This window comes from Streptomyces sp. NPDC002754 (assembly GCF_053592315.1).
This window is the reverse complement of sequence record NZ_JBSFVM010000046.1, coordinates 14,930-34,261: the sequence shown is the minus strand read 5'-3', so window position 1 is coordinate 34,261 and position 19,332 is coordinate 14,930. Positions and strand designations below refer to the sequence as shown.

Below are 19,332 nucleotides of genomic sequence, written 5' to 3'. Positions count from 1 at the left end.
TGACGACGTCGGTGATCCGGTTGGTGCTGCAGCGCAGCTTGCGGAGCAGTCGCCAGCCCTTGAGGACGGCCATGGCCTGTTCGCCGACACATCGGATCTTGGCGCATGGACGTAACTATCGGCACGCACAGCTGTGAATGCCCACGGCACCGCAGCCGAGCCATTGCCCCGTCCCGCCCCGCGTGCGCACGCACGCACGCACGCACAAAATCGCGGGAACCCCGTCGGAACACCCCCAGGTCAGGGCCCGTAGAGGCCAACGAGTCGGGCTGTACGCCGGGACCCGTCGGCGCTCCTAGAAGAGGGCCCTGATCTCCCGCTTCGCGAATCGGGACGGACGTTCACCGGGAAGGCTCGTCGCGTTGCAGGAGCAGTTCCCTGGCGCCGAAGCCTCCCAGGCGGGGCTTGATCGTGCCGTCCGCGGACAAGGTCGCCGCTTCGGTTTCCACTGAACGGAATCCGTCCGGAACGCGGAGGGCGATGTCGTGGTTCTCCTCAGCGCGCAGGTTGGCGATCCGAAGGACGAGTCGGTCTTCGTCGCCGGTCAGGGAAACCCTGCAGTCGGGCACGTCTCCCAGATCCAGCAGCGCTCCCTCGGTAAATCGAGGGTGCCGGGCCCCTGTGAATCGGTCCAGCGGGGTCACCTCATGGGCCAGGGCGCCGATCCGGGCCTGGGCGCCGAACCGGGACGCCGCTTCGGGTGCGTGGCGGTCGACGGCGGTGAAGACATAGCGGAAGCGGACTCGGCCGGGCTGTGTCGGCGGTGTGTTGCACGGCCAGAAGTTGTTCATCACGTAGGCGTAGAGGTATCCGTTCTTCTCCGAGAAGCGCTCGGGCCAGACTCCGCGGACCAGGTCCGAGGAGGAGAACAGAGCGCTGTCGGGGGCCGCCCAGATCACGCCGGGCCCGTCGTGTGCCGTGACGGTCACGGCGGAGGTGGCGGACAGCCACTCGTTGGAAGAGCCCGGACCGTGATCGGCGCGTGGTTCCACCCAGCCCAGCTGCCTGTCGTAGCGCACCGTCGGCGTGTCGACCAGGAACGGGAAGGCGATGGACACCGACTCCATGTCGAGTACCGGCAGTTTCGTCGCTTCGACGGTCAGCTCGCAGTGGTCGTGAGCATCGCGGAGCAACAGTTCCACGGTGATGTCGTCGAGGCCCGCGCCTTCTCCGGCCCAGCGCAGCCGGGTGCCGTCCGGAGTGCGGCGCGCGCCGAGCAGCCGCATCACGGGGCGCTCTTCGGTGAGTGGGGTGGGTGTGCCGGGGTGGAGCCGCGAATCGAGTTGTTTAATCATGGTTCGGTCGTGGGCGCCGCTGCTCTCGGCCTCAGCGGCGGTCAGCTGTATCAACTCCCCGAGCGCGAAGGGGGCCTGGGGGTCGAGGAGTTCGCGGCCGGTCGGCAGGTGACGCAGGCTGACAAGGAGCCCGTCGCCGTCCCGGAGGCCGAACTCCCACACACCGCTGCTCGCTGTTTCCCCGGCTGCGACGACGGTTCCCACCGGGGTCCGTTCATCGGCGGGGTGCGACGGGGCCTTGCGCGCGGCCGTCGGGAACTGCTCCCCCGCGGGGACGGTGTCACTGCGGTCGCTCAGGGGGAAGGAGCGGTAGCCGAAGGCCTCCATTTCCTCAAGGATCAGCCGGACTCGGAGCATGCCGGCGCAGTCGCTCAGCACCTCAAGGGGCACCGGTCGGCCTGCCGCGTCCAGGGGCGTACTCCCCTGCGGCAGGTCGACCTCGACGGTCAGTGACGCCGGCCAGGGGTGCGGGTTGTGGACCAGGAGGCAGGGGCCGTCCAGGCCGAGGGTCTCGGCCAGCTGACCGAGTACGCGGCGGCTCTCGTCGAGGGAGATCCGCGCCGCGTCGTCAATGGCACGGCGTTTCCAGTGGAGTTGGTCCTCGATCTGTGGTGCGTGCGGGTGGGACACGGCACGGGCCCAGTTCCAGGTGTGCTCTCCCCCGGTGATCAGCCCGTCCCAAGCCCGGTTCAGGGCAGGCTGGTTCGGGCGGTAGCGCTCGTCCATCAGGTGGGAGACGACGCCCAGGTTCTCGGCCACGGGCAGCATGGCTTGAGCCCGCCGGTAGGCGGCGGCGTCCGCGGCGGAGGCGGCGGGCCCGTCCTCCCAGAAGCTTCCGCCTTCCGCCGTGTGCAGCGGCAGACGGTCATGCAGTGGTGCGACGGAGCTCAAGTAGTCCCCGAACGTGGAGACTTGCACCCGGGGGTAGGCGAAAGCCTCGTTCCACCGATCCGCGAATCCGGCGTCGCCGTCACCGAGGTCCTCGTTGTCGGCGTGGGTACCGATGACTGCGAGATTGGTCGGCAGATAGTCCGGACGCTCGTAACGTTCGAGATAGCGCTCCAGGCCGTTCACCGCGCCGGCGACGGACTGCGGGTCGGCGGCGATGAACCGCAGCTGTGAGTAGTGGTCGGCGAAGTGGGCCAGGACTTCGCTGCCATCGGGGGCCTGCCAGCGCACCGGCGAGGCCAGGTGTACTTCGTCGCTGCCGACGGTGGCGGCCCTGTGGTGGTTGGACATGCCCACGAAGGCGTCCACGCCTGCCATCCGGAGCACCGTGGGAAGTACTCCCGTCCAGGTGGGTACGTCGGTGATGTTGGCGTATCGGGGAACGGTGCCGGGCCCGGCGGGGAGTGAGGTGCCGAAGTCGAGGGCGCGACGCAGTTCCTCCAGGCCGGCGATGCCCGTGAGCAGGTTGCTGTGGAAGGAGTTGACGCCGATCACTCCGGCGGCGATCGCCTCTAGCAGGCGGGCGCGTCGCTGTGGTGAGCGTGTGTTCATGTACTCCCGGACCACGAGAGATCCGTCCACGCTGTAGCGGAACGCAGGGTCCTTGGCGTGTCGGTCCAGGGCCTTGTCGATGTTGCGGCAGTGCAGTTCGAGCGCCTTCGGCTGGGTGTCGGTGAAGCCGAGATCGAGGTGCACGTGCGGGATCAGGTGCACGGTCCAGCGGCGGGCCGGGGTCAGGTCGGCACGGTGCACGCGGGCGTCACCCACGTGCAGGGCGAATTCGCCCGGTGCGTCGAAGCCGGGTGCGGGCAGTCGCCAGCGGACCATGCCGAAGTCCCGCTCCGGAGCTTCTGGAACGGGCACGACCCGGTCCGCGTAATGAAGGGACAAGTCACCGGGAAGGGCGGCTCCCGCGGGAATGTGGGCGGTGAGCTCGACCAGCGGAACGGGCTGCGGGTCACCGTGCAGGTAGAGGGACGTGGTCCGCAGGGACCATGACGGAGCGGGGCCCGGCGGGGTGCCGGCGGTCTCCAGCCGGACGGCGTTCCACCGCAGATAGGAGCCGAACCACTTCCCGTACTGGGGCCGTGCGTGGGGCAGTTCCTCGCCGGGGTGGTGGGCGGGGGCCCCGTCCTTGGCGCGGGGTGCTCCGGTGGCCGCGGGTTCGTCCAGGACAGTGGTGATGGTCAGCTCGTGTCGCCCGGGGGTGAGCCATGCCGCGGGCAGGGGTACACGGAGCGTGCCGTGCCCGGAGGTGGGGCCCGGGTCGCCGGTGCGGGAGCGGTCGGCACGCTCGACGGCAAGGTGGTGGAGCGAGTGGCGGGTGCCGTCCAGGACGACTTCGAGGTCGGGGCAGGGGCCGCGCTCCGCGGCGTAGGCGAGGTGCAGGACGGCGTTCTCGGCGTGGTCGAGGGTGAAGGACGCCACGATTCGGTGCGCCTGGTGGCCGCCGTCGGCGTCGTGGATGCCGGGGTGCACCTCGGGCCACACGGCGTCGGGGCGGTCGAGGTCGACGTGCAGGGTGGGCGTGCCGTCCATAACCGGCCAGGAGCCGGTGACGGGGGCGGGGGTCGCTGTCCACAGCGGGCGGTCGGAGGTCATGCGGGGGTTCCTCTGGAGGCCGGGCGGCAGTGCGGCCGCGGGCGGGTACGGCGGGTCGACGGCATCCGGTGCGCCGTGGGTCGAACCGCGGGTCAGCTCGTGAGCTTGAGGTTGTTGACGAAGAAGCGCTGGGCCAGGAAGAAGAGAAGGAGCGTGGGGAGCGAGACGAGGATGGCGCCCGCGAGGACCACGGGGGGCCCGACGTCGGAGTAGTTGCCCTGGAGTTCGGAGAGTGCGGCGATGACGGGCCGGATGTTGTCGCTGGTGCTGAAGGTGATGCCGAAGAGGAGGTCGTTCCAGATGGCGACGAACTGGAAGGAGAACGCGGCCACCATCGCCGACTTCGACAGCGGCACGTGGATCTGCCGGAACAGCCGCCACCACGAGGCGCCGTCCATCCGTGCGGCCTCGACGACCTCTCGGGGCACGGTGGTGGCGTAGTTGCGCATGAGGAAGAACGAGAACGGGATGGAGATGGTGGCGTACACCAGCAACATGCCGATCTGCGTGTCGTACAGGTCGACGCTCGCGTAGGAGAGGAACAGCGGGCGCAGGAAGACCTGGAGCGGCAGCAGAGTGCCCGAGTAGATCAGCCAGAACCACAGAACCCGGCGCCGCACGGGCATGATCACCACGGCGAACGCGGCGCCGGTGGCGATGACCACCGCGACGAGGGAGCCCACGACGGCGTACAGCAGGCTGTTGCCCATGGCGGGCCCCAGGTCTGCCTGGCTCCATGCTCGTGCGAAGTTGTCGAGGAGCCCGAAGCTGTCCGGCAACCAGTGGGGTGTGCCGGTGTACTGCTGCGCGGGAACGAGGGCGTTGACCACGAGCAGCCAGGAGGGGACGGCCCACAACAGGGACAGCAGGATCAGAGTGGTGTTCCGCAGAACTCTGCCGAGATGCATCGTCACGCGCCTTTCTCGCCGAGCTGGCGCCGGAGGTACAGCCAGGACGCCGCGAGGACGATCACGGTGAGGATGACCGCGATCGCCGAGCCGGCGCCGGCCCTCTGCAGCAGGAAGGTCTCCTGGTACATGGAGACGGCCAGCGTCTCTGTGGCACGCCCGGGGCCGCCCCGGGTCAGCACCCAGAGAAGGTCGAAGGACTTGAGTCCGTTGGCCAGGCTCATGCCGATCACGATGATCGATACCGGACGGAGCTGGGGCAGCACGACAAAGCGGAAGCGCTGCCAGGGACTTGCGCCGTCCAGGGCAGCTGCTTCCAGTGTCTCGGGCGGGATTCCCTGCAGTCCGACGAGGATCAGGATGACGGCTACGCCGGTGGCCTGCCAGGCGTTGACGCAGATGATGACCAGGGTGTTGCCCGGCCAGTCGAGCAGCCAGCTGTGGCTGAGGGAGCCCAGGCCGACCGCTGACAGCATCTGATTGAGCGCACCGTCAGTGCTCAGGACGAAGTTCCACACCACCGCCACGGCGGCGCCGGACAGCGCGTAGGGCGTGATCATGCACAACCGGGCGAAGCGTGACCAGCGGGTGGCGTCGGTGAGGCAGGCGATGAGCAGCCCGAGTGCGAAGGGCAGCACCACGGTCCCCGCCACCCATAGCAGCGTGTTCTCCGCGGACCGCAGCAGCGCGTCGTCCGTGAAGAAGAGCCGGTAGTTGTCCAGACCGGCGAAGGCGGAGTGGCGGTGGTCGTTGAAGAAGCTTCGGTAGATCGTGGTCACGAAGGGCGCGAGCAGCACCACCCCGACCAGAACGACCGCGGGGGTCAGGAAGGCGCCGACGGCGAGTCGGTCACGTGGCGTCGCACGGGGCCGGGGCGCAACAGGGTGTGGCTCGGGGCGGCTTGGGGCGGTCGGCCGGTCCTGTCCGGCGTCGGCGGCGGGTGGTGCGGTGCTGGTCCTCATGCCTCGTCCCGCTTCCACGTGTGCCATTCCTCGTCCGCGCGTTCCGCCATGCTGCGCAGCGTCGCCGTGGGCGACATCTGCCCGGTCAGGAAGGCCGAGAGATCCTCGATGTTGCCCTGGATGAGGCTGGGCGGACTGGCCTCGCTGTAGCGGACGAGACGTGCCCGCCGGTCCTTCGTGATGTTCTGCCTGAGACCGGCCACGACAGGGTTGCTGGACCGGACGACGGGGTTCGCCGAGCCGTCCTGGAGGTAATCGGTCCATGCCCGCTGCACGTTCGGGTGCAGCCAGGCTCCGGCGCTCGCCATGCCGGCCTCGTGGGTGGTGGCACGGCGCGGCACGGCGAGCGCGCTGCTCTCCGTGATCACCGACTTCTTCGTGGACTTCGCCACGGTGGGCAGGATGAAGGCGTCGTAGTCCTTGTGGGGTCGCATGTCGGCACCGCTCAGGTTCTTCGTGTGCCATGTCGCGTGCAGGAACATGCCCACGCGGCCGTCTCGGAGTCCGGCGGCGCCGTTTCCCTGGTCGTAATCGGGCGGGGTCATCCACCCCTTGCGTATGAAGTCGTGCCAGATGTCCATCGCCCGGCGCGCAGGCTCATCGGTGTAGCGGGCCTTCCCCTCGGCCAGTGCGGTGTAGAAGTCGGGATCGACCTTGCTGATGAGCTCCTGGAACCATTCGTAGGCGGGCCAGCCGCCGGCCTGGGTGGACACGAACGGTGTGATGCCTTGGCGTTTGAGGACGGTGGCGCAGTGCAGCAGCTCCTCCCAGCTGCCCGGCGCGTGCAGTCCGAGCCTGGCGAAGACCGGACGGCTGTAGAAGACGACGTAGTACGACTCGTAGAGCGGGATCCCGTAGACCGCGCCGCGGTACTGCATCGTGCCGCGCTGGGAGTCGCGGATCCATCCCTTGTCCAGGTAGGCGTCCCACAGGCCCGACAAGTCGGTGAGTTGTCCCCCGCGCGCCAGCTGCTTGAGTTCGTAGCCGGAGCCCCACTTGATCATGTCCGACGCGCGTGAGGTCTGCAGCGTCATCTGGGTGACCAGTTTGTAGGCGGTCGCCTCCGGGACGGACAGCGGGCGCAGCGAGTAGCCGGTCAGCGGCCGCAGCGCCTTGGAGGCCAGGGCATAGCCCTCGTCCCAGCTCCCGTTGTCGTTCCCGAAGCTCGCTGTGCCCGCGATCGCGGCCGTACTGCTGCCACGCGCGCAGCCGCCGAGCGCGAGGCCGGAGACTCCTGCGCCGAGACCGGCGAGGAAGCGGCGGCGTGGAAGGCTCGGCCGCATGCCTCTCCCTGCCGTACCAAAGGTTTTCATCGGTGCCCTTTCGCCGGAGCGTGACGGACGAAGACCGCATCCCTGTACGGGGCGAGGGCGCCCCGGACAGGGGACTGGCGCGGTGGCCGGCACCGGCGCGTGTCATGAACGTTAACGACACCACGCAAGGTCCACAAGGTTCATCCTGGATTCAATTCCAGACCCTCAAGTAAGGCCAGTTCAGGGTGGGTCACGCGCGAATCACGCAGGATGGTCGCGCCCAATCCGACGGTTGGTATCGTTAACCCACGGCACAGTCGCCGGTGCGTCGAGACGTCGAGCCTGCCGGCCACGCCCGATCGCCGTGCGGTCTCACCGGCCGTACGTGGCCAGCAGGGTGGGGATGACCGTCCTGCGCGGCGGCCCGGTCGGCTGCGTCCCGGATCCGGCCTCCAAGCGGTCCATGAGCAGCTGGGCCGCACGGCGCCCGATCTCGGCGGGATCGTAGGAGGCCAGGGTGAGCGGGACACTCAGCAGGTCGGCGGATTCCACATCGTCGAAGCCGGCGATGGCCGCGGCGGTTCCGAGACCGCGCACCGCACGGCAGGCGCCGAGGGTCAGGCGGTTGTTGGCACAGAACAACGCGGAGGGCGCGCCCGCCCGGTCGAGCAAGTCCCGCGCGGCCGCCTCGGCCGTGACAACGTCGTACGGGCCCCGCCGCACCCACTCCTCACGCGGCTGGAGCCCGGCTTCTTCCAGCGCGGACCACCAGCCGCGGAAGCGCTCGGCACCGGTGAAGAGGGTGGGAGGGTTACCGAGGAACCCGACCTTCTCGTGGCCGTCCTCCACGAGCCGGGCGGTGGCGGCTCGTGCACCACCGAAGTCATCGACGAGCACGGTGTCCGCCTCGATACCGGCGGATGGGCGGGAGGCCAGGACGAGCGGCGTGCCATCCAACACTCCGGGGGCGAGGTGCCGTTGGTCGGAACCGGCCGGGACAACGATCAGACCGTTCACCTGCCGGGAGACGAGGTCCTGGACAAGGTGCTTCTCCTGTGCGAGCTGCTCGGCGGTGTTGCCGAGAACCAGCCGAAGACCGTATGCCTGCACCACTTCCTCGGCGCCGAGGGCGAGTTGAGCGTAGAAGGGGTTGGCGAGGTTGGTGACGACGAGTCCGATCAGACCGCTGTGCCGACCGAGGCGCAGATTGCGCGCCGTCTCGTTGCGCCGGTAGCCCAGGTCGGTCACTGCTTCGAGAACGCGTCGACGAGTCGATTCACCGACTCCCTCGTTCCCCTTCAATACCCGCGAGACGGTCATGGCGCTGACTCCGACGCGTGCTGCGACGTCTCGCATCGTGGGGGTGGGGCGAGGCGGCTCTGCGACGGTTTCGGACCCGGACACTGCGTTGCTGCTCCCTTCGGGCACCGGCAGCCGCTCGCCGTCTGCGCGGGTCCTCCATCATAGGCGGACGCCTTGGCTCTCCTCCCCGTGCGAGGCCCGGGATGCCGCCCACCGTGCAGCGCCCAGGAGTGAGGCCGTATCGGGCAGGCGGGCAGGTGCGACGCGCAGCCCCGGCGCTCCGCCGTCCGCCAGTCCGTCGCGCAGGGGCGCTGCAATGAGATCCCAGGATCCTGCGATGGACCCGCCGACGACAAGCACGGTGGCCGCGAAGCGGGTCACCCAGGGGGCCGTGGCGACACCCAAAGCACGGAAGGCGTGATCGAGCACGCTGTCGGCGACGGCGTCTCCGGCACGTGCGCGGGAGGCGATGCCCCGTACGTCGGGTACGCCGCCCTGATGGCCGTCCGCGGCTCGGGCGTAGGCGGCGCGGATCGCGCGGCGTGAGACCGTTTCCTCCAACGGGCGCCCGTCGAAGGTGAGTCGGTGGGCACTGCCTTCCGGCGGTACCCGCGGCCCCTCATTGACCGGCACGCCGTCCGCCAGGAAGGCGGAGCCCACACCGCTGCCGAGCGTCAGGCATATGGCGCGTGTGTGTCCGGCAGCGGCCCCGCAGGCGTACTCGCCCAGTCCGAAGGCGTCGGCGTCGTTGATGAACCGGAGCGTGGCGGGTGTCGGGCGGATGCGCGCGCGCAGGGCGGCGCCGACATCCGTGCCGTACAACGCCTCGAACTTTCCGACCCCTTCGAACAGCGCTACGCCGGTCTCGTAGTCGAAGGGTCCGGGCACGGCCACGCCCCAGGCCGCGGACGGCGGTGCCCCGAGACGGGAAGCGGCCTGCACGACGGAGCCGAGGATGTCCCCGGCAGAGCCCTGCGGGGACAACGACTGCCGGACGGGGTCTCCGCGGACGGCCCCCGCCGACAGGTCCACCATGGCGGCGGTGACATGCGTGCCGCCGATCTCCAGCACCGGTTGCCTCAACGGTGCTCCCTGACCAGCGAAGTGACGACGTGCACAGGCCGCACGCCCAGAGGGCGCAACCGGTAGGAGCCGACTCCGGCGGGAACCGTCAGCGTCTCGGCGAAGGCGAGGTCGTGCGTACGGCCGTCGCCCCACTCGATCACGATGCCGTCACCGGAGGAGACGTTGAGGATGTGGAACCGGCCCGCGGTGTCCATGGCAGCGCCCTGGCCTGACGGCTCCAGCACCACGCGGCGCACTTCGTAGAACATCTCCGGCAGCGCGCCGAGGAGCTCCTCGCGCCAGTCGGGCCCCTCGCGCAGGACGCGCGGTTCCTGGATGAGATCGCGGCGCACCGCCTCGCCCTGGCGCGTGCTGTCGAGATTGGCGAACGCATGCTCGTAGGGCAGGGGGCGGGGCGCCCCCGTCGCGGTCTTGCGGAGCCAGTCGTAGAAGCGCAGGGAGTACAAGTACGGTGTGGCACTGATCTCCAGGACGAGATTGCCCGCGCCTGAGGCGTGCGGCGTCCCCGCGGGAATCAGATAGAGCCGGCCCTCCTCGGCGGGATGGCTCTGGATGAACCGTTCGACGTTCATCTCCTCGCCGTCCTCGACGGCGGCGAGCACCTGCTTGCGCATCAGGTCGATGTCGGCGTCCTGCTGCAGTCCGAGGTGGACGCGGGGGTTCGCCGCATCCGTGGCCGTGAGGTAGTAGGTCTCGTGCTGGGTGTACGTCCAGCCGAACTGTTCGCGCATGTACTCCTCGCGCGGGTGCAGATGGACCGAGAGATTGCCTCCCCCGACCGTGTCGAGATAGTCGAAGCGGATCGGGAAGGACGTGCCGAACTCCTCATGCACCGCCGCGCCGAGGAATTCCCGGGGATGCAGGACGCAGAGCAGTTGGAAGGGCAGTTCCACCTCGGCATCGGGCCCGTCGCCCACCAGGACGCCGGCCTCGGGTGCGATCAGTTCGTAGCCGAGTGCGGTGTTGCCGTTCTGCGGCGTGAAGCCGAGTTCGGTCGAGGCCCACTGCCCTCCCCAGAGGGTGGAGTTGAACCAGGGGCGGGTGCGGACCGGGCCGCCGGCCAGGTGGGCGAGGGTGGCGCGCAGTGTGCTGCCGTCGATCGAGGCCGGACTCTGGATGTTCTGCAGATCGAGCCAGCGGTCGATGTCGGCGGCATGGGCGTCGCGGTGGGCGTCGAGCATGGGCCAGTCCGCATAGAAGAGGCGGCGCAGGTCACCTGGGGCGCCGTGCCGGCCGAGATTGACGCCGAGGGCCGGGTCGCCGACGGCGACGGCCGCTTCGGCGTAGCGCTTGGGCAGGTCGGCGAACCAGAGCAGGTCGTGCCGGACGAGCGCGGCGCCAGGGCCGAGGACGATCAGCAGCCCCTGGTCCGGGGCCTCGGTCCGGGGCAGCGTGGTGTACATCCCGGCGATGGAGGCGCGGGCGAGGGGCAAGTAGTGGGGATCCGCGTCCGGTCCGTCGCCGGTGCGCTCCAGGACGGTGTCCCAGTCGGCCTCGAACCCACGCAGGTCCAGGAACCGGACGGGAGTGCCGAGGGCGGTGAGTGCGCCGTCCAGATGCTCCTGTACGGCGCTCCAGTCGAGCGCGGCCGGGCCGTCGAGAGCCAGTATGGCGGGCCCGGTGGGCAGGGTCCGGACAGCGGCCTCCCATCCGCTTGCGACCGTTCCGTCGACAGCCGGGTAGCGGGGATTGTGCTGATAGGAGCGGGTCACGGAACTCTCCGGGGTCGAAGCTGATTGTTATCGTTAACTGTAGGGCGCGGGGTGCGGCGCCGGTCAAGGCGGTACAAGGGGCGATCCGGGGGCCGCCTGCGGGTGGCGTCGATCCGCGCCGGGCCGCACGTCCATCGGCGCGGGAATCAGGCCGACCGGGCGCGCAGGGCGAGCTCGATGTCCTCCAGGCTGCGCCCCTTGGTCTCCACGACGCAGCGCGCCGTGAACACATGGGCGAAGCCACAGATCACCGCGAACCCGAGGAACAGCCAGCCGATGCCCACGGCGCTGAGCAGGACCGGGAAGGCGAGCGACACGACGAAGTTGGCCGCCCACAGCAGCATCGTGCAGAAGCCGACCGCGGCGCCCCGCACGTGCACCGGGAACACCTCGCTGATCACCACCCAGCACACGGCGCCCCACGAGGCGGAGAAGCTGACGATGAACGCGGCGAGACAGACCAGCGTGACCACGCCGACCAGACCAAGGCCCTCCGGCTCCGGCAGGAGAAGCGAAGTCGCCGCCAGCACGGCCAGGCTGGCGCACATGCACACCGCCCCGGTCAGCAGCAGCCGCTTCCTGCCCACCTTGTCGATGAGCCAGATGGCCACCAGCGTCATCACCATGTTGACCGCGCCGATCCCGGTGTTGGCGTAGACCGCGGCGGAGTCACTGAACCCGACATTGGTCAGCGTCGTGGGCGCGTAGTAGATGATCGTGTTGATTCCGACGACCTGGTTGAGCACGGCGAGCCCGATGCCGACCACGAGTGCCGGGCGCAGCCAGGGCGCGAAGACCTCACGCAGACCCGCCCGTTCCTGGGAAGCGACCTCCACCTGCCGGATCTCGGCGAGTTCGGCCTCGACCTCGCTCGCGCCCCGCGTGCGCGTGAGCACCGCGCGGGCTTCCTCCTCCCGTCCCTTGCGCAGCAGCCAGCGCGGCGTCTCCGGCATCACGATCAGACCCGCCAGCATCACGATCGAGGGCACCACCGCGAGGCCGAGCATCCAGCGCCACGCCTCGGCCGGCGCCAGCAGGGAGTTGGTCACGTAGGCCACGAATATGCCCACGGTGATCATCAACTGGTTGAGGGACGACACCGCGCCGCGACTGCGCGTGGTGGCCATCTCCGACAGATAGAGGGGGACGACGACGGAGGCCGCTCCCACCCCGAGGCCCAGCAGGACACGGGCGGCGATCAGCAGCACGGTGTTGGGCGCCAGGCCCGCGGCCAGCGCGCCCACGCCGAAGGCGACCGATGCGGCCATGCCGACGCGGCGCCGGCCGAGGGTGTCGGCGAGCCGCCCCGCGGCGGTCGCCCCGGCCATCGCCCCCACCAGGAGGGAACTGACGACAAACCCCTCCGCCAGCGGGGTCAGCCCCAACTCGTCCCGGATGTAGAGCAGGGCGCCTGCGATGACCCCGGTGTCGTAGCCGAAGAGCAGGCCACCGAGGGCACCGAAGAAGTAGATCCTCTTGGTGGCGGACCTGGACGCCCCGGAGGGCCTGTCCACATCTTTCGAGCCGGGTATCGCTTCCTGGGACACGAAGGGCCTCCGGATCGTGAGTTAACGTTCACACGGAAATTAGCGGCGCGTCGCCAGGGCGTCAACGGGTGTGCGGAAGCTGGAATACGCACTCGCGGGGCCAGGCATCCGGCTCACCCTCTGGATACACAATCGCCCTGACCAAGCCGTAGTTGGGGCCCGAAGAGCGGTTTCGCGGCCTGTCGGTCCGCGGAATCCGGTCGTGTCGGCGTCATTGACACGACCCTGCGAAGCGGGAACCCTCCTGGCTTGGATACTCACGTTAACGCTAACCATTCCGCAAGGAGACTGCCATGCCAGGTCGTCCCAGAGGCGGGCGGACCGCCGGAGCCTTCGTCCCCCGGCTCGTCCGCCGACTGACCTTACTGTCGAGCGTCTTCCTGCTGGTCCTGGGTGTGGTGGACGGTGGCGCGAGCATGCCCGCCGCCGCGGCCGCTCCGTCCGCGGGCGGGTCGTCCTCGGGTGCCGGACGCGACTACGTGGACCAGGTGAATCCCTGGGTGGAGGCCGACATCGGCCGGTACTTCTTCTTCCAGTCGGCCAGCAGACCGTTCGGCATGGTCAAGCTGCGCCCGGACACCAGCACCAACTCCTCCCGGGGCACCGGATACCGGCGCAACGAGGACCAGGTCAAGGGCTTCAGCCACCTGCACGACTGGAATCTGTCCGGCGTGCAGGTCATGCCCACCAGCGGTGAGAGCGTGAACAAACTCGACGGCGACGAGGGCTGGCAGTCGCACGTCGACCACGACAACGGTGAAGTCGCCCAACCCGGCTACCACAAGCTCCACCTGGACCGGTACGGCATCGACGCGGAACTCACCTCCACCGACCGCGTGGGCATGCACCGCTACACGTACGACAAGGCGGGCCCCAGCGAGATCCTGGTCAACCTCGGCGGACATCTGGGCGAGGCGATCATGGAAAACGCCCACGTCACCAAGAGCAACGACCGCGAGATCGCGGGCTACGTCGTGCAACGCGGCGAGAGCTTCGGCGAGGACGACGCCGACCACAAGGTGAAGCTGTACTTCGACATCCGCTTCGACAAGCCCTTCGACTCCCTGCACGGCTGGGCCGGCGACAAGCTCGTCGACAAGGGAAAGCCCGTCGACGAGGTCTCGGGGGACGATGCGGGCGCTTACGTGCGCTACGACCACCTAGATGCGGGCGAGCAGGTGCAGTTGAAGGTCGGCCTGTCCCTGACCGGCACCGCGGGAGCCGAGAAGAACCTGCAGAGCGAGCTCCCCGGCTGGGACTTCGACGCCGTCAAGGCCGACGCCCAGAAGCAGTGGAACGAGATGCTCGGCCGCGTCGACGTCGGCGGCGGCACCGCGAAGCAGCAGGAGAAGTTCTACACCGACCTGTTCCACGTCCTGTGCGGACGCAGCATGGTGAGCGACGCCGACGGCGCCTACCTGGACAACACGTGGGGCAACGGCCGCGTCGGACGCATACCGGTCGGCGACGACGGCAAGCCGAAGTTCGCGATGTACAACTACGACGCGCTCTGGCTGACCCAGTGGAATCTCAACAGCGTCCTCGGCCTCGCGTATCCGGAGATCTACAGCAGCCTGGTGAAGTCGCAGCTGCAGATGTACAAGGACGGCGGGCTGCTGCCCAGAGGGCCGGTGGCCGGGAACGACTCGCTGGTGATGAGCGGCTCGCCCGTGACGTCCTTCATCACCGGCGCCTACAACAAGGGCATCCGGGACTTCGACACGGACTTGGCGTACGAGGCGATGATGGACTCCCAGTCGGTCGGCGGCCTCTTCGACAAGGCATGGTTCGACTACAAGAACTGGGGCACCGGCGGCAACCGTGACTACCTCGATCTCGGCTACGTAGCCAACGGCACGACGGGCCAGGGCGCGGGCCAGACCCTGGAGTACGCGAACCAGGACTACGCCCTTGCCCAGTTCGCCGGGCAACTGGGCGAGCGGGGCATCAACGCCACCCAGTACGCGAAGGCCAAGGCCTCGTCCGAGCTGGACAAGAAGCACGGCGCCGCTCACGCGATCGACGGCCGGCCGCTTCGCGCGCCCACCGACGTCGAGTGGGCGTCGGCCGGAGAGCAGGACCCCTGGATCGAGCTGACCTGGGACAAGCCGCGCTCACTGCAGCAGGTGGTGCTCAGCGACCGGGCGGACGGCGACAGCAATGTCCGCTCCGGACGGCTGGAGTTCAGCGACGGCTCCAGCGTGGCGGTCAAGGACGTCCCCACCGACGGTGACAAGAAGACCGTCCGTTTCAAGAAGCGGAAGGTCACTTCGGTCACGTTCACCGCCACCGGCGGCGAGGGCGAGAACGTCGGCCTGAACGAGTTCGAGGCCTGGGACGACACCGACACCCACCAGTATCTGGAGGACCGCTCCCGCAACTGGCGCAACCTGTACGACGAGGACTCCGGCTTCATCCGCCCGCGCAACGCCGACGGCAGCTGGCTCACCCCCTTCGACCCGCTCGCCCCGGACGACTTCGACGAGGCGAACGCCTGGCAGGCCACCTGGTTCACCACCCAGGACGTGATGGGTCTGGCCAACCTGATGGGTGGCGAGACGGCGTACGCGGACAAGCTCAACTACGCGTTCACGAAGGCCGAGAAGGAGAACTTCATCAGCGAGTACGGGGGAGGTTACGTCTCGTACGGCAATCAGCCCGGCCTCGAAATGGCCCATCTCTTCAACTATGTCGGCAAGCCGTGGCTGAGTCAGTACTGGGTGCGAAAGGTCAAGGAGAAGACCTACGGCTCGACCGCGACCGACGACGGCTACGGCCACTTCGACGAGGACCAGGGGCAGATGGGAGCCCTCAGCGCCCTGATGGGCATGGGACTCTTCGAGGTCACCGGCGGCAGTCTGGAAAAGCCGGTGTACGACATCACGTCACCGGTCTTCGACGAGATCACCATCAAGCTCGATCAGCACTACTACAAGGGCAAGCAATTTCGCATCGTCACGCACGGCAACTCGGCCAAGAACCAGTACATCCAGCGCGCCAAGCTGGACGGTAAGCGCCTCGACGACGCCTGGTTCCGGCACGACCAGCTCACCGACGGCGGAACCCTCGAGCTGTGGATGGGCGCCGAGCCCAACAAGAAGTGGGGGACGAAGCATCTGCCGCCGTCGGAGTCGAAGTCCGAGGGACGCACGCCGACGTTCGTGAAGGACATCGCCGTCAGCAGCTCGGACAAGCTCGACGAACCGTACGGCAAGAGTCACTTCACGCCCACGGTCGCACCCGATGACGCCACGCTCAAGGAGGTGTTCTGGTCGGTGACCGAGCCGGACGGGTCGCCGACGAAGAAGGCGGAGATCGACTCCGACGGCACCCTGACCGTGAACCACCGGGACGGCCGGGTGCGCGTCACCGCCACCTCCGCCGACAGCGGGGACGCCACCGGTTCGAAGCTGGTCGACATCACCCTGGACAAGACCAAACTGCGTGGCAACGCCGCCTGTTGGCCAGGCGTCAAGGCGACGGCGTCGTCCGAGTACAGCGACGACTACCCAGCAGAGAACGTCCACGACGGCTGCGACGACAACGGCGCCACGACGGGCGCGGACTGGGCCTCGGACGGAGAGCTCGACCCGTGGGTGCAGCTGAACTGGCCGGAGAAGATCACGGCGGACCGGGTGGTGCTGTCCGACCGTGCGACGAAGGACGACGTCAACGGCGGCGTCCTGACCTTCTCCGACGGCAGCGAGGTCAAGGTCGAGGACATCCCCGCCGAGGGGCCGATGACCGTGAACTTCGGCAAGAAGACCGTCGACTGGGTGCGTTTCCAGGTCAAGGGCGGTACGGGCTTCAACAACGGATTGCAGGAGCTGGAGGTGGACGCCGTACCGTCGGCGCCCGACGTCCCCGGGGCGGTCTCGGCGTCAGCCGGCGAGGGCAGTGCCACGGTGCGGTGGAAGGCCCCGGCGTTCAACGGCGGTGCTCCGGTGACCGGATACCTGGTCACGCCGTACCAGAACGGAAAGCCACTCGCACCGGTCAGCGTGGGCGAGGGCGCCACGAAGGCACAGGTGGAGGGCCTCACCACCGGCGAGCCGTACACCTTCACCGTCACTGCGGAGAACATGGCAGGACAGGGTGCTGAGAGCGCGAAGAGCGATCCGGTGCGGCCGGAGTAGAAAGCGCGATTGACCCGCTTCGGGCCAGGCGGCCGACGCCCTTCCAAATAGGTGCGTCGGCGCCGGGCCCGGACAAGTCGTTCGAGGAGGACTACGGCCGGAGAGCAGGGCATCCGCGGCGTCTTCGCGAGGCCGGCGCTCTCCTGGTCCGCGACTTGATCGAGACCGCCCCCTAACCGGCAGGCGCCCGTACGTCCTCGCCGTCATCGAGCAAGCCACTCGCCACGTCAGAATTTTCGGCACCACCGCCCACCCGACTGCGTGCCGGCAGTCTGAGGCAGGGGCCCGGGTCAGGTGTGGCACGAGGGTGCGAGGCTGAGGGCCTCGTGACGGTGGGCTCGTTCGATGTTCGCCAGGGCGGCGCGGAAGCAGCGCACGACGGTGTCCCGTGTCTGGGCGGCGCAGTGGGGTGTGGCGGTGACGTTGGGGGCCATGAGGAGCGGGTCCGAGGGGCTGACCGGCTCCTCGGCCCAGACATCAATGCCCGCGGCGCCGATGTGTCCCTCCTCCAGGTTCTGCCGGAGTGCCGCTTCGTCGACGATGCCTGAGCGGGAGACGCTCACCAGCACCGACCCGGGCTTCATCGCCGCCAGTTCCTCGTGCGAGATCAGCATGGCGGTCTGTTCTGTGAGCGGTACGTGCACACTGACCACATCGGCCTGCTGCAGCAGTTCACGAAATGGTGTGTAGAGGGCGCCGGTCTCGTTCTCCACGTGCGCAGGGGCACGGGTGACATCGAAGTACCGGACGGTCATGCCGAAAGCTTGAGCCCGTCGGGCGACCTCACGTCCGATGGCGCCGAAACCGATGATGCCGAAGGTCTTGCCGTGGAGTTCGAAGGTCGACGAAAGCTGCTCGTTGGGCGCCCAGCGACCCGCAGTCATGTTGGTGTGCTGCGTACACAGGTGGCGCGCGGAGGCCAGGGCGAGAAGCAGCGTGTGCTCGGCGACCGCAGCGGAGTTCAGTGCGGGGAGGTTGGCGACCTCGATGCCGAGCTCTCGCGCAGTTGCCACATCCACGCCATCGAGCCCTGCGCCCAGTCGCTGCACCAGCTTCAGGTTCGATGCCGCCCTCAAGTACTCCCCCGATACGCTTCCGGCGCCGTTCAGGATGTAGGCGGCGCTTTTGAGATCGTCCCTCGTGGGGGTTCCGCTGTCGGGGATCAGCAGCTCGAACCCGTCGGGGATCTCGCTTCGGAGAACGTCGAGGACGCTCTCGTCCTTTTCGCCGATCCAGAGAATGGTTTCGGGCACGACTATTCCTTTTCCTGCAGGGGGGCGACGGGCGCCGCGGGACGGCTCGGGTTTGATGAGGGGGAACGGACGAACATCACGAGCACGGCTGAGAGAGCTCCTACGCCGGCCAGTGCCATGAGCGACGCGGTGACGGACCCGGTGACGTCGAGCAGGTAGCCGAAGAGGGTGGGGCCGACGAATCCTCCCAGCGCTGACACGGCGTTGACGAAGGCGAGCCCGCCTGCTCCGGCTGCCGTCGTGCCGAGGTAGGACGAGGCCAGCGCCCAGAACGCGGACATCGTCCCGTAGCCGAAGAAGGCAAAGCACAGCGCGATCAAGCCGACCACCGGGTCGACGACCGCGCCGACACCGAGCCCCAGGGCGATGCACACACAGCCGACGAGAACGTGCAGTTGGTGTCGTCCGTGCCGGTCCGAGGAACGGCCGAGAAGGAAGAGCCCGATGATCTGGAAGGCGTAGGGAGTGACCGAGAGGGAGGTCACCTGGAAGGTGGAGAGGTCGCCGATCCTGCGCGTCACCGACGGAAGCCAGAAGATCAGGCCGGCGTTGGTGATCTGCATGCAGGCGTAGACACCGGCGAGAAGGAGCACCCTGGGCTGGCGCAGGGTCTGGAACAGGCTGTGCCGGCGCGGCTCTTCCGCGTCCCTGTCGTTCTCAATGCGGGCGGTGAGTTCTTCACGCTCGGCACTGGTGAGCCAATTCGCGTCCGCCGGCCGGTCGGTGAGGAGGAACCAGCAGACGATGCCGACGACGACGGTGGCCGCACCTTCGAGGAGGAAGAGCCACTGCCAGCCGTGGAGACCCGCGGCCCCGTCGAGTCCGAGGAGCAGGCCCGAGGACGGCCCGGCCAGCAGGTACGCGGCCGGGCCGGCCGCGCTGAGAAGTGCCAGTGCTTTCCCGCGCTCACGCCTCGGAAGCCACAGGGCGATGTAGTAGACGGCGCCCGGGAAGAATCCCGCCTCGGCCGCACCGAGAAGGAACCTCAGCACGTAGAACATGGACTCGTTCTGCACGAGCGTCATCAGGACGGTGACGATCCCCCAGGACACCATGATCCTCGCCAGCCACCGCCGGGCGCCCACCTTGTGGAGGATGAGGTTGCTCGGTACTTCGAAGATGAAGTAGCCGATGAAGAAGATGCCTGCTCCGAAGCCGAAGGCCGCGTTGCTCAGCCCGAGGTCGGCGGAGAGGCTCTCCTCCGCGAAGGCAAGGTTTCCTCGGTCGAACTGATTGAGGAGGTACATCAAGGTGAGGAACAGCATCAGCCGCACTGTCACCTTTGCGGTGATGCTGCGATCACGCATCGCTATGGCCCTGGGCATCAT

11 protein-coding genes and 1 pseudogene are annotated in these 19,332 nt (G+C 68.4%); 1 reads left to right on the top strand and 11 read right to left on the bottom strand.

Going from position 1 to position 19,332, the window contains the following annotated elements; genetic code table 11:
• From ACWD2L_RS38785 to ACWD2L_RS38745, 9 genes and pseudogenes are all read right to left on the bottom strand, one after another.
• Positions 1-112 (bottom strand): annotated as a pseudogene (locus ACWD2L_RS38785) (IS5/IS1182 family transposase); the annotation flags it as partial.
• A gap of 229 nt (positions 113-341) precedes the next feature.
• Positions 342-3,845 (bottom strand): glycoside hydrolase family 38 N-terminal domain-containing protein, encoded by a 3,504-nt coding sequence (locus ACWD2L_RS38780; protein ID WP_351341735.1) that lies wholly within the window; start codon positions 3,843-3,845, stop codon positions 342-344.
• 92 nt (positions 3,846-3,937) lie between these two features.
• The gene (locus tag ACWD2L_RS38775; protein WP_351341778.1) at positions 3,938-4,753 is read right to left on the bottom strand and encodes a carbohydrate ABC transporter permease; all 816 of its coding nucleotides are present in this window, start codon (positions 4,751-4,753) and stop codon (positions 3,938-3,940) included.
• Positions 4,754-4,755: 2 nt separating this feature from the next.
• Positions 4,756-5,715: a carbohydrate ABC transporter permease gene (locus ACWD2L_RS38770; protein ID WP_351341737.1), complete on the bottom strand. Its 960-nt coding sequence runs from the start codon at positions 5,713-5,715 to the stop codon at positions 4,756-4,758.
• Positions 5,712-6,998, bottom strand: coding sequence for an ABC transporter substrate-binding protein (locus ACWD2L_RS38765; protein WP_351341740.1), 1,287 nt, complete (start codon positions 6,996-6,998; stop codon positions 5,712-5,714). Before ACWD2L_RS38765 ends, ACWD2L_RS38770 begins: the two co-directional genes overlap by 4 nt.
• A gap of 342 nt (positions 6,999-7,340) precedes the next feature.
• Positions 7,341-8,324, bottom strand: coding sequence for a LacI family DNA-binding transcriptional regulator (locus tag ACWD2L_RS38760; RefSeq protein WP_351341780.1), 984 nt, complete (start codon positions 8,322-8,324; stop codon positions 7,341-7,343).
• A 105-nt stretch (positions 8,325-8,429) separates the two neighbouring features.
• Complete coding sequence (locus ACWD2L_RS38755) at positions 8,430-9,353, bottom strand: ROK family protein (RefSeq protein ID WP_351341743.1); 924 nt, start codon at positions 9,351-9,353, stop codon at positions 8,430-8,432.
• Positions 9,350-11,068 carry a class I mannose-6-phosphate isomerase gene (locus tag ACWD2L_RS38750; protein WP_351341746.1) on the bottom strand — a complete coding sequence of 573 codons (1,719 nt, stop codon included), beginning with the start codon at positions 11,066-11,068 and terminating at the stop codon, positions 9,350-9,352. The genes ACWD2L_RS38755 and ACWD2L_RS38750 overlap by 4 nt, the downstream gene beginning before the upstream one ends.
• Positions 11,069-11,214: 146 nt before the next feature.
• The gene (locus tag ACWD2L_RS38745) at positions 11,215-12,615 is read right to left on the bottom strand and encodes a sugar porter family MFS transporter (protein WP_351341749.1); all 1,401 of its coding nucleotides are present in this window, start codon (positions 12,613-12,615) and stop codon (positions 11,215-11,217) included.
• Positions 12,616-12,908: 293 nt separating this feature from the next.
• Here ACWD2L_RS38745 and ACWD2L_RS38740 point away from each other — a divergent pair, with 293 nt between their 5' ends.
• Positions 12,909-16,751, top strand: a complete 3,843-nt coding sequence (locus ACWD2L_RS38740; RefSeq protein ID WP_351341752.1) for a glycoside hydrolase domain-containing protein — start codon at positions 12,909-12,911, stop codon at positions 16,749-16,751.
• Between the two features lie 290 nt (positions 16,752-17,041).
• Here ACWD2L_RS38740 and ACWD2L_RS38735 read toward each other — a convergent pair whose 3' ends face one another.
• Positions 17,042-18,004: a 2-hydroxyacid dehydrogenase gene (locus tag ACWD2L_RS38735; RefSeq protein ID WP_351341755.1), complete on the bottom strand. Its 963-nt coding sequence runs from the start codon at positions 18,002-18,004 to the stop codon at positions 17,042-17,044.
• A gap of 2 nt (positions 18,005-18,006) precedes the next feature.
• Entirely contained in the window at positions 18,007-19,329 is a 1,323-nt protein-coding gene (locus ACWD2L_RS38730) for an MFS transporter (RefSeq protein WP_351341758.1), read from the bottom strand.
• Positions 19,330-19,332 lie beyond the last annotated feature (3 nt).